General features: G+C 66.4%; 14 protein-coding genes. 6 read left to right on the forward strand and 8 right to left on the reverse strand.

What is annotated here, in order from left to right; translation table 11 throughout:
• The first annotated feature begins 10 nt into the window (after positions 1–10).
• Positions 11–1,264 carry an aminotransferase class V-fold PLP-dependent enzyme gene (locus QCE62_RS30800; protein ID WP_309926407.1) on the forward strand — a complete coding sequence of 418 codons (1,254 nt, stop codon included), beginning with the start codon at positions 11–13 and terminating at the stop codon, positions 1,262–1,264.
• Positions 1,265–1,275: 11 nt separating this feature from the next.
• On the opposite strand, the gene QCE62_RS30805 is transcribed toward QCE62_RS30800, so the two are convergent.
• Positions 1,276–2,163 (reverse strand): NAD-dependent protein deacetylase, encoded by an 888-nt coding sequence (locus tag QCE62_RS30805; RefSeq protein WP_409017958.1) that lies wholly within the window; start codon positions 2,161–2,163, stop codon positions 1,276–1,278.
• 125 nt (positions 2,164–2,288) lie between these two features.
• Between QCE62_RS30805 and QCE62_RS30810 the strand changes: the two genes are divergently transcribed.
• A complete protein-coding gene (locus tag QCE62_RS30810) occupies positions 2,289–3,299 on the forward strand; it encodes a zinc-binding alcohol dehydrogenase family protein (RefSeq protein ID WP_309926409.1) in 1,011 nt (336 codons plus the stop codon).
• Positions 3,300–3,303: 4 nt separating this feature from the next.
• Here QCE62_RS30810 and QCE62_RS30815 read toward each other — a convergent pair whose 3' ends face one another.
• On the reverse strand, positions 3,304–3,705 hold the full coding sequence (locus tag QCE62_RS30815; protein ID WP_309926411.1) for a GFA family protein: 402 nt from the start codon (positions 3,703–3,705) through the stop codon (positions 3,304–3,306).
• A 330-nt stretch (positions 3,706–4,035) separates the two neighbouring features.
• Here QCE62_RS30815 and QCE62_RS30820 point away from each other — a divergent pair, with 330 nt between their 5' ends.
• Positions 4,036–5,823, forward strand: a complete 1,788-nt coding sequence (locus QCE62_RS30820; RefSeq protein WP_309926413.1) for a PQQ-binding-like beta-propeller repeat protein — start codon at positions 4,036–4,038, stop codon at positions 5,821–5,823.
• Positions 5,824–5,873: 50 nt separating this feature from the next.
• Here QCE62_RS30820 and QCE62_RS30825 read toward each other — a convergent pair whose 3' ends face one another.
• Both QCE62_RS30825 and QCE62_RS30830 read right to left on the reverse strand, forming a co-directional pair.
• Positions 5,874–6,416, reverse strand: coding sequence for a hypothetical protein (locus tag QCE62_RS30825; RefSeq protein WP_309926415.1), 543 nt, complete (start codon positions 6,414–6,416; stop codon positions 5,874–5,876).
• 216 nt (positions 6,417–6,632) lie between these two features.
• Entirely contained in the window at positions 6,633–7,289 is a 657-nt protein-coding gene (locus QCE62_RS30830) for an OmpW/AlkL family protein (protein WP_409017941.1), read from the reverse strand.
• Positions 7,290–7,489: 200 nt separating this feature from the next.
• Between QCE62_RS30830 and QCE62_RS30835 the strand changes: the two genes are divergently transcribed.
• Positions 7,490–7,771 carry a hypothetical protein gene (locus QCE62_RS30835; protein ID WP_309926417.1) on the forward strand — a complete coding sequence of 94 codons (282 nt, stop codon included), beginning with the start codon at positions 7,490–7,492 and terminating at the stop codon, positions 7,769–7,771.
• A 20-nt stretch (positions 7,772–7,791) separates the two neighbouring features.
• Here the strand turns inward: QCE62_RS30835 and QCE62_RS30840 are convergent, their stop codons facing one another.
• Positions 7,792–8,268, reverse strand: a complete 477-nt coding sequence (locus QCE62_RS30840; protein ID WP_309926419.1) for a hypothetical protein — start codon at positions 8,266–8,268, stop codon at positions 7,792–7,794.
• 129 nt (positions 8,269–8,397) lie between these two features.
• A complete protein-coding gene (locus QCE62_RS30845) occupies positions 8,398–9,366 on the reverse strand; it encodes a DJ-1/PfpI family protein (protein ID WP_309926421.1) in 969 nt (322 codons plus the stop codon).
• 244 nt (positions 9,367–9,610) lie between these two features.
• Here QCE62_RS30845 and QCE62_RS30850 point away from each other — a divergent pair, with 244 nt between their 5' ends.
• Entirely contained in the window at positions 9,611–10,300 is a 690-nt protein-coding gene (locus QCE62_RS30850; RefSeq protein WP_309926422.1) for an HD domain-containing protein, read from the forward strand.
• Between the two features lie 9 nt (positions 10,301–10,309).
• On the opposite strand, the gene QCE62_RS30855 is transcribed toward QCE62_RS30850, so the two are convergent.
• Both QCE62_RS30855 and QCE62_RS30860 read right to left on the reverse strand, forming a co-directional pair.
• Complete coding sequence (locus QCE62_RS30855; RefSeq protein ID WP_309926423.1) at positions 10,310–11,020, reverse strand: extensin family protein; 711 nt, start codon at positions 11,018–11,020, stop codon at positions 10,310–10,312.
• Positions 11,021–11,027: 7 nt separating this feature from the next.
• A complete protein-coding gene (locus tag QCE62_RS30860) occupies positions 11,028–12,083 on the reverse strand; it encodes an NAD(P)/FAD-dependent oxidoreductase (protein WP_309926425.1) in 1,056 nt (351 codons plus the stop codon).
• A gap of 262 nt (positions 12,084–12,345) precedes the next feature.
• Here QCE62_RS30860 and QCE62_RS30865 point away from each other — a divergent pair.
• Positions 12,346–12,792 (forward strand): filamentous hemagglutinin N-terminal domain-containing protein (locus tag QCE62_RS30865; RefSeq protein ID WP_309926427.1); only part of this gene is annotated, 447 nt, incomplete at its 3' end.

Below are 12,792 nucleotides of genomic sequence, written 5' to 3' on the forward strand. Positions count from 1 at the left end.
ATAACAATCCATGTCCGATTTACTCGACTTCCGTACGTCCGAATTCGATGCGGCGCTTGCCGCGCTTCCGCCGACGCCCGTTTCCGGCATTGCCACCGACGAGTCCTGGTGGAACGCGGTGCGCGGCCTGTACCAGCAATCGGATGAGCTGATCAACCTGGAGAACGGCTTCTGGGGCGCCATGGCCGAGCCGGTCAGGCAGATGTTCGAGTACTGGACCGATCGCGTGAACCGCGAGACGACGCTGCTGATCCGGCGGCACTACACGCCGCTGCTCGACGGCCTGCGCACGCGGGTCGCGGCCGCGATGGGCTGCGCGCCCGAGGAGATCGAGCTGACGCGCAACGCCACCGAGGCGCTGCTGGCGCTCATCAGCGGCTATAACCGCCTCGCGCCCGGCGACACGGTGCTGTACAGCGACCTCGATTACCCCTGCGGCAAGGACGCGATGGAATGGCTGCGCGAACGGCGCGGCGTGACGCCGGTGCGTCTCGTGATCCCCGAGCCCGCCACCCGCGAAGCGGTTCTGGACGCGTATGCGGAAGCGCTGCGCGCGCATCCGCGCACGCGCCTCGTGCTGCTGTCGCATGTGTGCTTCGCAACGGGATTGGTCATGCCGGTGGCGGAACTGTCGGCGATGGCTGAACGGGCAGGCGCGGATGTCATCGTCGATGCCGCGCATTCGTGGGGCCAGCTGGACTTCGACGTGCCCGCGCTCGATGCGCCCTTCGCCGCGCTGAACCTGCACAAGTGGATCGGCGCGCCGCTCGGCTGCGGGGCCATTTATGTGCGGCGCGGGCATGTCGCTTCGATCGATCCGTATCTCGGCAATCGCAGCTGGCCCGCGGACGACATCCGCGCGCGCGTCCACACCGGCTCGCCCAACTTCGCCGCGTGGTTCACGGTGCCGGCGGCGCTGGAGTTGCACCAGCGCATCGGCGCGCACGCGAAGGAAGCGCGCGTGCGCGCGCTGCGCGATGCGTGGGCCGAGCCGGCGCGCGAGATCGACGGCGTGCAGATCCTGACCCCGCCCGATCCCGCGATGACCGCGGGCATCACCGCGTTCCGGCTGCGCGGCCACGCCGGCAAGACGGGCTGCGATTCGCTCGTGGCCGCGCTGAGCGAGCGCTTCGGCGTGTTCACGGTGACGCGTCCGGGGCCCGAAGCGGGCGAAGTCGTGCGGGTGACGCCGGCCGTGCTTTCGCGCATGGAGGATGCACAGCGCCTGCTCGACGGCATCAGGACGCTCGCGCGCGGGGCTTGAGGCCCGCGCGTTCAGTCCGCGACGGGCCGTGCGTCCAGCCGTTCGATCAGCGCTTCCAGCGCCTCCGAGCACGGCGCTTCCACTTTCAGCGCGAGCAGCGCGTCGGCGCGCGTCTTGCCGAGATTGATCGCCGCGATCGGCTTGCCGCTCTTCGCCGCCCATTCGCAGAAGCGGTAGCCGGAATAGACCATCAGCGACGAGCCGACGACCAGCATTGCATCGGCGCCCTCGAGCGAGCGCGCCGCGTCCTCGACGAGCGGACGCGGCACGCTTTCGCCAAAGAACACCACATCCGGCTTCAGCAAGCCGCCGCAGCGGGTGCAGCCGGGCACCTCGAAGGCGGCGAAGTCGAGATCCTCGATCTGCGCATCGCCATCGGGCACGGCGGGCGCCGTGTGGCCCACGAAGTCCGGGTTCAGCGTCTCGAGCCGGCGCTGCACGGCGGAGCGCGTGTGCGGCTCGCCGCAGGCCAGGCAGCGCACCCGCCCGATGTTCCCGTGCAGTTCGATCACGTCCGGATTGCCGGCCCGCGTATGCAGGCCATCGACGTTCTGCGTCACCAGCCGATGCACGCGCGAACGCGCGGCCAACGCCCGCACCGCGTGATGCGCGGCATTGGGGCGGGCCTGCTCGACCATCGGCCAGCCGATCAGACTGCGCGCCCAGTAGCGGCGGCGCGCATGGTCGGAATCGAGAAAGTCCTTGAGCAGGATGGGCGAGCGGCCGGTGCGCTGGCCTTCGCGGTCGCGGTAACAGGGAATGCCGGACTCGGTGCTGATGCCCGCGCCCGACAGCACGAACAGCCGCGGATGGCGTTCGACGAATTCATGAAGCTGCTGCACGTGTCGTCCTTCGACGCGCGTGGGGGACGCGTCCGTATCGATCGATAGAGTCAAAATATACGGGCAAACCGGCCGCGCTGCTGGCCTTACCAATTTTACGACTGGTAAATTGGCTTGACCAAATGAGCGGCCCTCGCTAGATTGTCGGCACCCCACTCCAACGACACATCGAGACAATCGGCATGCTGACCGTCATCTGCGAAACGCCCGGAACCCTCAAGGCCGAACAGCGCGACAAGCCGCAACGCGGCGCCAATGAAGTCCTGCTGCGCGTGAAGCGCGTCGGCGTGTGCGGCACCGACCTGCATATCTTCACCGGCAATCAGCCGTATCTCTCCTATCCGCGCGTAATGGGCCACGAACTGTCCGGCGTGATCGAGGAAGCGGATCCGGCGAGCGGCCTCGCCGCCGGCGACACCGTCTACGTGATGCCCTATCTCTCCTGCGGCACGTGCATCGCCTGCCGTCAGGGCAAGACCAATTGCTGCGTCAACATCCAGGTGCTCGGCGTGCATCGCGACGGCGCCTTCACCGAATATCTGAACCTGCCCGCGCAGTTCGTCCACAAGGCCGAAGGCGTCACGCTCGATCAGGCCGCGATGGTCGAATTCCTCGCGATCGGCGCGCATGCCGTGCGCCGCGCCGATGTCCAGCCGGGCCAGCGCGTGCTGGTGGTGGGCACGGGACCGATCGGCATGGCCGCGCTCACCTTCGCGCGGCTGCGCGGCGCCCATGTCACCGCGCTCGATACGCGCGCGGACCGCCTCGCGTTCTGTCAGCGCGAGCTGAAAGTGGATGCCACCGTGCAGATCGGCGCGAACGACAAGGACGAGTTGTCGACGCTCACGAACGGCGAATTCTTCGATGTCGTGTTCGACGCCACCGGCAACCCGCGCGCGATGGAACGCGGCTTCGAATTCATCGCGCATGGCGGCAAGTACGTGCTGGTGTCGATCGTGCCGGACCGGCTCTCGTTCGCCGATCCCGAGTTTCACAAGCGCGAGGCGACGCTGCTGTCGAGCCGCAACGCGACGCCGGAAGACTTCGAAACCGTGCTCGCCGCGATGCGCCGCGGCGACGTGCCCACCGACGCGCTCAACACGCACCGCCTCGCGCTCCACGACGTGCCCGAGCGCTTCTCTTCGCTGCTCGATCCGCAGGCGGGCGTGGTGAAGGCGATCGTCGAGTGCTGAGGCTTCATGCCGGCGCGCCGCGTTCAAAGCGCGGCCGTCCATGCGCGTCGTGCCACGGCTCGGCGCTTTTGCACCAGATCTCGTAGCGCGGCGGAAACAGGCCGGTTTCATCGAAGAGACCGGTCGGCACTTCCACCTCATCCACGCCCTCGAACGCGAGATAGACCGGCGACCCGCATGACGGGCAATGATGCCGCCGGCCCGTCGCGGAACTCGACCACGCACGCGTGTCGCCCGACACCTGCACTGCGTGGCGCGCGAAGATCGCGTAGACGCCGAACGGCGCGCCGTGAATGCGCCGGCACGTCATGCAATGGCACAGGTTCACTTCCTTCGGCTGGCCGGTGACGCGGATCCGCACCGCGCCGCATGCGCATTGTCCTTCGTGGACCGGTTGAGGATTCATGGCCTGTCTCCGTCTGGATTCGCCGCCTGCATTTCGCCCTATGAACCGAGCAATCGACGCCGCGTGACGCTGGCGCTTTGGGCGTTGAAAGTGTCTTTCGACGCGCCTGCACGTTCGATACCATGAGTTCAGCGGCGCTTGCAAACCTCACGCGGACCTTCCCACGAGGCGGCGCTCGACGGCAAGCGGCAGACCGTCATCGCGCTGGCCCGGCGCGCGAGATTCACGATCAGAACGATCACCCGGGACCGTCCACGTGAGGTTCGTATGCGCGCGCAGCAGCCGAATGACGAGTCCTGTTCGCCCCGTCACGATTCTTCCCCGGCGCGCATGCGCCGCGCCCGCTGGCTCAGGCGGTCGCTGCAAGTGATCGTCGCGGTGACCATCGCGGCATGCGGTGGAGGCGGAGGCGGTTCAGGCGACTCATCGACAGCGTCCGGCGGCTCGCCTTCGAGCGGCGGGTCTGCGTCAGGAAGCGGCAGCGCTGGCAGCTCCGGGAGCGGCACGTCATCGGGCACCTCATCAGGCACCGGGACCGGCGCCGGCAGCGGCATGGCTTCAGGCGGCAACACCGGAACCGGCACCGGCAGCGGCACCACCACCGCCCGCTCATCCCCGACCGATGTCCTCATGCATCACAACGACCTCTCCCGCAGCGGCCAGATGCTCGCGGAAACGAAGCTCACGCTCGCGAACGTCAACGCTTCGACCTTCGGCAAGCTGCGCATGCTCACCACCGACGGCCGCGTCGATGCGCAGCCGCTGCACGTGACGGGCCTGTCGATCGGCGGCGCAGTGCGCAACGTGGTCTACGTGGCAACGGAGCACGGCAGCCTGTACGCGTTCGACGCCGACACCGGCGCACCGCTCTGGCAAGTCTCCCTGCTGGGCGCAGGCGAAACGCCGACGACGACCGCCTGCCAGGACCTGTCGCCGGAGATCGGCATCACGTCGACACCGGTGATCGACCGCTCGCGCGGAACGAACGGCGTGCTCTATGCCGTCGCGATGAGTTCCGACGCCAATGGCCGCGCGCATCATCGCCTGCATGCGATCGACCTCGCAACCGGCGCCGAACTGTCCGGCGGCCCGCGCGAGATCGCGGCGACCTATCCCGGCACCGGCAGCAACAGCGTGAACGGCGTGATCACCTTCGATCCCGCGCTGCACACCGAACGGGTCGCGCTCACGCTCGTCAACGGCAACGTCTACATGGGCTGGACCGCGCACTGCATGTCCGGCCCGTACACCGGCTGGGTCATGGCCTACAGCGCCGATACGCTCGCGCAGACCGGCGTCATCAACATCACCGCAAACGGCGCACAGGGCTCCATCTGGATGGCGGGCTCGGGCATGGCTTCCGACGGCAGCTACGTGTACCTCATCGCCGGCAACGGTTCGTTCACGCCGACGCTCAACGCGCAAGGCTTTCCCGTCGACGGCAATCTGGCCAACACGTTCATGAAGATGTCGCTGGCGCCGGACCTGAAGATCGTCGATTACTTCGCGACGATGAACAACGTGCAGCAGGCAGGCAACGACGAGGACTTCGGTTCCGGCGGACCGCTGCTGCTGCCCGACCAGACGATGAGCGACGGCACCGTGAAGCACCTCGCGGTCGGCGCGGGCAAGGACAACAAGATCTACGTCGTCGACCGCGATGCGATGGGCAAGTACGACCCCAATGCGAACGGCAACTGGCAGACGCTCGTCGGCACGCTGGCGGGGGGCATATGGGGATCGTCGGCGTACTACAACGGCGTGGTCTACTACGGCGGACTCAACGACAGCCTGAAGGCGCTGCCCATCAGCAACGCGATGCTCGCGACCACCGCCGCCTCGCGCAGCGCAACGGCCTTTCCCTACCCCGGCACGACGCCCGCGATCTCGGCGAACGGCGCGGCGAACGGCATCGTGTGGGCCCTCGAGAACGGCGCGGTGGGTGCGCTGCATGCCTATGACGCGGCCAATCTCGGGCGCGAACTGTACAACAGCAATCAGGCGGGCACGCGCGATCAATGGGGCGCGGGCAACAAGTTCATCACGCCGATGGTCGCGAACGGCAAGGTCTTCGTCGGCACGACGACGGGTGTCGCGGTGTTCGGGCTGCTGCAGTAATTGCAGCGCATGCGCGCGTCCGATGCAACGGACGCGAGCGAATCCCGGCTTCAGCGCACGAAATAGCCGCGGTTCTGCATGCAGTCGCTGTAGGCGCGCCAGTAACGCACCATCGGCGGCTCGGGCGGAGGAAGAGGCGGCATCTTCATGTCGCCGCTGAGGATGGCGTCGGATGCACCGGACGCGGCCGCGATGCCCGATGCCGGCAGCGCCGCCGATGCCCCCTGCGGCGCCGAAGCTGCGTGCGCGCCTGAAGCGCCTGCCACGGTGACGGCGGACGCCCCCGAAGCCGCCACCGCCGACGACGCTGCGGAAGCCGCCAGCGCACCCGATGCAACCGGCGGCAACGGCGGCTCGACCGCACGCGGCGGCGAGAGCGGACGCGGTTCGCGAGGCGCATCGCGCGGCGGCGTCTGCGCTTCGCGCGCCATGTTCACTTTGGTGTTCTGGTTGGCGTAGGCGTAGCAGGCGGCGGTATCGACCGATTGCTGCCACGAACTCTGACTGCGGCCGGGCAAGGCCAGCGGCTGTTGCGCGGCAGCGGCGCCTGACGCCGCGAGCAAGGCGATTCCCGCGTAAGTGGAAAGTCTCATTTGGCTTGCTGTTCCCCGATGCGGTGTTATTAGTCGTTGCAGACGGCTTGCCGCCGGCCGGTCCAGGCGTGCACGCACGCACCGGCATCCGGACGGCGCGCGTCTGCGCCGGGCCTGCTGTCAAGGATACCGCGCGAGCAAAACCGTCCACGCCAGAAGCACCGGCTTCTTCCGCCATTTTTCAGACAAGGCGCGAGGTGCCGGAAAACGCCAGGCTCAGAACTTCATGCCGATGCCCACGCCGAGCACCCACGGATCGATCTTCAGCGACCCAAGGTCCGCGCCATCCGCCGACGCGCTCGTGCGCATCCAGATCTTCTTCAGGTCCGCATTGACGAAGAGATTCTTGGCGACCTGCACGTCGACGCCCACCTGCAAAGCCGGACCGAAGCTGCTGTGATTGATCGATACGGTCGTCGCGCCGGCCTTCAGCTTGTCGTTGTAGAAGAGCGTGTAGTTCACGCCCGCGCCCACATACGGACGCACGCGCCCCGCGTGATTGAAGTGGTATTGCAGAAGCAAGGTGGGCGGCAGCACGCCGACGCCGCCCAGCCCGCCCACATTCGACGTCACCTGATGCCGCGACGTCGCCAGGATCAGTTCCACGCCGATCTGGTCGCGAATCATGTAGGTGAAGTCGAGTTCGGGAACGATCGCGTTGTTCACGCCTGCGTCGAGCGTGCCCAGCGCGCCGCCCGCCTTCACGTCCGGCTGAATGCTGATCGCGCGCAGCCGCACGAGCAGGTCGCCCGCATGAAGTCCGCCGCTTGGCACGCTTGCCGGCGTGTCATCGCCCGCGCATGCCGGCATCGAAAACAGCGTGACGCATGACAGTGCAATCACGCCTGCAACCACCCCTGGTGCCTTTCTCATTTTCGCTTTCCCGCGTTGAAAATGAGGATTTTCCCGAGGGTTGGAGCCTGCGCCCTTGATCACCATCAAGCCGGCAGCACGTCCCGAGGCTTGCGCGCGCAATGCTTGCGCATCGACAAGCAATCAGTGCGGGCAGTGTTGCGCGAGCGGGTCCGCGTCTTGCTGAAATCGAGGAAAGTGCAGAACAAAGGGAGGCGCAGATGAAACCCACACTCAACGCACTCGGACGCATGGCGGGGATTCTGCTGGGCGGCACCTTGGCGATGGTCGCGAACGCACAGCAACCGAACAAGCTTCAGTACGACAGCACGCCCGCTTACCAGGAGCACAACACGACGCCGCCCGCCGCTGCAGCCGCAAACGCCAGCGACGCATTGAAGACGCGGCCTGGCAAGGAATCGGCGGGCAAGGCGGAAGCGGCGAAACGGCCCAACGGACTCGGCTTCGATGCCGGCTCCAGCACCATGGGCAAGAAGCAATAGGACTGTGGCGTACTGCCGCGTCAGGACTCGTTAGGCCAGGGCCAGGTGGCATAGCGCGACAGCTCCGGCGTTGCGGCCTCATGCGCCGGCGCCGCGCTGCGTGCCTCATCCGGCAGATTCTCGCCGAACCATGACACCTCCTTGCGACGCTCCTGCACATAGGCATTCCAGCCTTCCTTGCGGCCGGCGAAGAGATCGTGCTTCACCGTGTTCGCAAGCATCGGCCGGTTGAGCGTCTCATCCAGCAATGCCTTCGGCCAGACGAAGAAGGCGCCGGACGCGCGGCGGATGAATTCGCGCGGCGCCATGTCGGGATCGATGAAGCCGAGCAGCGTGAAGCCCAGCAGCGCGTCATTGCTTTTCAGCGCGTCGCCGATGCTTGCATATTCGTCGGCGCATTGGCTTACGCAGAACACTGCCTCCAGTACGTCGCCCAGATGCAGCAGCAACGCGCGGCGTTCGTAGGGTTCCTGCATGGCGGTTTCGTGTTTCGTCATTCGCTGTTCCGATATGTCGAGAGTGGATGGCGCGGCATGCGATGCACGTCCTGTGCCCGCCTTTTTACATGCGCCGCGATCATCTGAATTCTAGCGAACCCTTCGTGACGCGTCGGCGCGCCGCGCGGATCATTTCGCGAAGCGCGCCCGAAAGCTCGCCCGATAATCGTTCGGCGACACACCCAGCCGCCGCGCAAACACGAGCCGCATGCGATCCGCCGTGCCGAAGCCGCATTCATACGCGACCGTCTTGAGCGGCGTGTCGCTGCTTTCGAGCGCGTTGCGCACGGCATCGACACGCGCACGCTCGACGAACTCATGCGGCGTCATCTGCGCGAGCTGCACGAAGGCGCGCGCAAAGTTGCGCTCGCTCATGCCGGCCACGCCCGCAAGCTGCGCCACCGAAAGCCGCGCGCCGATGTGCTCCATCACATACGCCTGCACCTTTGCGACGGGTGATGTGTCGTCGGCGGGTGCGCTGAGATACGGGCTGAATTGCGACTGCCCGCCGCGCCGCTGCGCGAACACCACGAGGCGTTTGGCCACCGCGAGCGCCACCTGCGGACCGTGATCTTCGGCGACCAGCGCGAGCGCCACGTCGATGCCCGCCGTCACGCCCGCCGACGTGACGAGACGGCCATCGCGCATGTAGATGCGGTCCAGCTCCACCCGCGCACGCGGAAACGCATCCGCGAGCCGGCGTGCGTCCTGCCAGTGCGTGGTGACGTCGCGTTCGTCGAGCAGGCCCGCATGGCCCAGCGCGAACGCGCCGGTGCAGATGGAGCCATAGCGTTCGCAGCGCGCGGCGACATCGGTCAGCCAGTGGGTCAGCGCGGGAATCGGCGGCTGCGTCGGCAATGCGGGTCCGCCCGCGACGAGCGCCGTGCCATAGCGCTGGCCAGGGGCGTCGAAGGCGACATCGGCCAGCAGACGCGTACCGTTCGATGCCCGCACGACGCCCTCCTCCGGACCGACCAGCGTGATCGCGTAGCCCTCGGTGGCGGGCACGAAGCCGTTCGCTTCGGCGAAGACATCGAGCGGACCGGCTACATCGAGCGCCTGCACGCCCGGGAAGATGGCTATCGCAACGGTATGCATCGGGTAAGAGTCCGTGAGACGCGTGTGGCTGAGGCGTGTGGCAGAAGACGGCGTGCGCTTGGCAGGCTTCGGCGCATCGTTTCGATTGAGACGGACGCGCGTTTTGCCGAGACTGATCACTGTCGCAACGCACTGATCCAGCCCGGCGGCGACTGCTGCGATTCTAGCAATCCAAGGCTTCATGTTCCTCACGTTTCGCCTGTTTCGAATACGCCGCCGCATCAACTTTCACGGAGTCTCCGTCATGAACGAAATCATCGCAGGCATCAGGATCCCCGATAGCCGCCTCGCACGCGAAGCCACGCAACTCGTGCGCGACACCGAGCCCGACCTGCTCTATCACCACTCGCGCCGCGTGTTCCTGTTCGGCGCATTGACCGGCGAACGCAAGCAGCTCAAGTACGACGCGGAGTTGCTCTACATCGGCGCGATGTTCCACGACATGGGCCTCACGCCGGCCTACAGCAGCCCGCATGACCGCTTCGAAGTCGATGGCGCGAACGCGGCGCGCACGTTCCTGCATCAGCATGGCATTGGCGAGAGCGATATCGAGCAGGTGTGGGACGCGATCGCGCTGCACACCACGCCGGGCATTCCGCAACACAAGAAGCCGGTGGTGGCGCTGGTCACGGCGGGCGTCGAAATGGACGTGCTCGGACTCGCCTACGACCAGTTCACCGACGATCAGCGGCGTCTCGTGGTGGCGGCCCATCCGCGCGAAGCGAACTTCAAGGAAGGCATCATCGATGCCTTCACGCAAGGCACGATCAACAAGCCGGAATCGACCTTCGGCAACGTCAAGGCCGACGTGCTCGCGCTCAAGGACCCGAACTACCGGCGCCTGAATTTCTGCAGCATCATTCTCGGCTCCGCCTGGAACGACCATCCGCACGATCACGCGAGCTGCCGCAACCCGGCACACGCGCACGGTTGAGCGGGAGGCTCATCGACAGACGTTGTACGGCCCCATGTCCACGTGGAAGTGGGTCTTGTGCAGCGCGTTGTAATCAGGGCCGAGCGTTGTGTTGAAGGAACGGCACGCGCCCGCGTGGACCCGGCGCAGAAAGAGTGCGTCGGGTGACGCGGGATCGTCCCAGCGGGCGAGCGTGATGCGGCGGCCGTCGTCGAGCACGAAGCCGGTCAGGTCGATGGCGTTCGCGCTCGCATGCTGGCTCAGCGCCGTGTCCTGCTGATGATTGACGTTGCGGCACGCATAGCTGCCTACGTGCTCGATACGCGTCACGCCTTCGCCGAAGGTTTCGCGCGCGGCGGGTTGCAGATACTGATGCTCGAAATACGCGAGGCCGAGCGCGAGCGGACACGTGGCGAGAAACGGCGCACTGAAGCGCACGTCTTCTGTCTGCGTGACACGCACCACGTCTTTCAGCGGACAGCCGCCCTGGCCCGTTGCGTTCGCCATGTGGCGATAGGCCAGCCCCGAGCGCGCGAGCGCCGCGTCGCAACGCTGCGGGTCGTGCATCGCGCGCCACAGTTTGAACTGCGTGAACGTGTCGGGCGGCGCGCGCACGTCGAGCGGCGCGAACGGATCGTAGCGTTCAGGCAGCGCGATGCGCCGCGAATACACGCCATAGCCGAACGCCAGCGCGCCGGCGAGCACCGCCAGCAGCAGCCAGCCGATGATCCGGCCTGCCATGCGTCGCTCAGGAATGATCGGCCGCGTGCGCGGCGCTCACGCGTTCCGCGAGTTTCGCGTCGTAGCTCGAATGCACGTGCATGCGCTTCTTGTCGGGATAGGCGTATGAATAAGCCTTGCGCAACGCAAGCGAGGCCTCGTGGAAGCCCGACAAAATGAGCTTCTGCTTGTTCGGATAGTTGGCGATATCGCCCACCGCGAAGATGCCCGGCCGCGACGATTCATAGTTCGACGTATCCACTTCGATGCGGCCGCCGCGCACGTCGAGATTCCAGGTCGCGATAGGACCCAGCTCCGAGACGAGGCCATACAGCGCCACGAGCTTGTCCGCCGCGAGTTCGGTCGCGCCTTCGATCTGCTTCACGCGCACGTGTTCGAGCCGGCCTGCCGGAGCATCGAGCGAGTCGATCATGCCGACCACGAACGTCATCTCGCCCGCTTCGACGGCGCGCTTCATCGCCGCAACCGAATTCGCCGCCGCCGAGAAGCCGTTGCGCCGATGCACCAGCGTCAGCGACCGGGCAATGTCCTTCAATGCGAGCGCCCAGTCGAGAGCCGAATCTCCGCCGCCGGCAATCACGACGTTCTTGTCCGCAAAGTCTGCCGCGCGCGACACGCTGTAATACACGTCCGTGCCTTCGAGCGCCGCCGCTTCGGGCACCTGGAGGCGCTGCGGGACGAAGGCGCCGTTGCCCGCGGCGATCAGGATCGCGGCGCAGTCGAAGCGCATGCCATTTTCGGTCGTCACGGTCCAGCGATGATCGGTCTCGCGCTGAGTGACGGACTGCACGCGCTGGTCGAGATGGATGGGCACGTCGAACGGGCGGATCTGCTCGAGCAGGCGATCCACGAGTTCGCGCGCGGTGCAGGACGGGATGGCGGGGATGTCGTAGATCGGCTTGTCGGGATACAGCTCGATGCATTGCCCGCCGATGCGCCCGAGCGTATCGACGATCTGGCATGTCAGGCCGATCACCCCGGCCTCGAAGGCGGCAAACAGGCCCACAGGGCCGGCGCCAATGATCAATACGTCGGTGGTGATGGTGTCGCTGCTGGGGGTCATGTCGTGGGATTCCTGTAGCGGCTGCGGGTTCTGCGCAGCACGGTTCAGGCCACGATACAGAAAGCATGGGGATGGGGCAATGAAGGCCCTTGTCGCGGAGCGGCGATTGGGCCGGGTGCTGGATCGGCGGGACTCGGGACATGCTCGCTTTTCGGACCTTTCTCCTTACGCGGCGCTGGGCGAGCGCTGACAATCTTTCCTGAGTTGCTTGCCTTCGCGACGCCTCGCGGGACGATCAAGCCGCCTCGTTCCCGAAGAGAGCATGAACAAGCGTCTTTACAAGTCAAGGTTGAAACGCGTCTGGCATCCGCTTGTCGGTGCAGCGAAGCTGTGCATCGGCACGCTTGCCGGGACTGAACCGACGTGGGCGCAGATTGTCGCGGTCCCGGGCTCTGGCGCGCAAGTCGTGCAGACGCAGAACGGCCTCGCACAGGTGAACATCGCCAAGCCCTCGGGCGCGGGGGTGTCGGTCAATCATTACTCGCAATTCGACGTTCAGCGACAAGGCGCGATCCTCAATAACTCGCCCGCCATCACGCAGACGCAGCAGGCCGGATGGATCAACGGCAACGCCAACCTCGCGCCGGGCGGCTCCGCGCGTGTGATCGTCAATCAGGTGATGAGCCCTTCACCCTCCGCGATTCGAGGGTACGTTGAAGTCGCCGGGCCGCGCGCCGAGGTCGTTGTTGCCAATCCAAACGGATTGATA

Origin of the sequence: Caballeronia sp. LZ033 (assembly GCF_031451265.1) — a bacterium.
Classification (GTDB): domain Bacteria; phylum Pseudomonadota; class Gammaproteobacteria; order Burkholderiales; family Burkholderiaceae; genus Caballeronia.

Coding starts and splice junctions, on each gene's coding strand:
- QCE62_RS30800 (WP_309926407.1), top strand. CDS start 11: ATGTCCGATTTACTCGACTTCCGTACGTCCGAATTCGATGCGGCGCTT.
- QCE62_RS30810 (WP_309926409.1), top strand. CDS start 2,289: ATGCTGACCGTCATCTGCGAAACGCCCGGAACCCTCAAGGCCGAACAG.
- QCE62_RS30815 (WP_309926411.1), bottom strand. CDS start 3,705: ATGAATCCTCAACCGGTCCACGAAGGACAATGCGCATGCGGCGCGGTG.
- QCE62_RS30820 (WP_309926413.1), top strand. CDS start 4,036: ATGCGCCGCGCCCGCTGGCTCAGGCGGTCGCTGCAAGTGATCGTCGCG.
- QCE62_RS30825 (WP_309926415.1), bottom strand. CDS start 6,416: ATGAGACTTTCCACTTACGCGGGAATCGCCTTGCTCGCGGCGTCAGGC.
- QCE62_RS30830 (WP_409017941.1), bottom strand. CDS start 7,289: ATGAGAAAGGCACCAGGGGTGGTTGCAGGCGTGATTGCACTGTCATGC.
- QCE62_RS30835 (WP_309926417.1), top strand. CDS start 7,490: ATGAAACCCACACTCAACGCACTCGGACGCATGGCGGGGATTCTGCTG.
- QCE62_RS30840 (WP_309926419.1), bottom strand. CDS start 8,268: ATGACGAAACACGAAACCGCCATGCAGGAACCCTACGAACGCCGCGCG.
- QCE62_RS30845 (WP_309926421.1), bottom strand. CDS start 9,366: ATGCATACCGTTGCGATAGCCATCTTCCCGGGCGTGCAGGCGCTCGAT.
- QCE62_RS30850 (WP_309926422.1), top strand. CDS start 9,611: ATGAACGAAATCATCGCAGGCATCAGGATCCCCGATAGCCGCCTCGCA.
- QCE62_RS30855 (WP_309926423.1), bottom strand. CDS start 11,020: ATGGCAGGCCGGATCATCGGCTGGCTGCTGCTGGCGGTGCTCGCCGGC.
- QCE62_RS30860 (WP_309926425.1), bottom strand. CDS start 12,083: ATGACCCCCAGCAGCGACACCATCACCACCGACGTATTGATCATTGGC.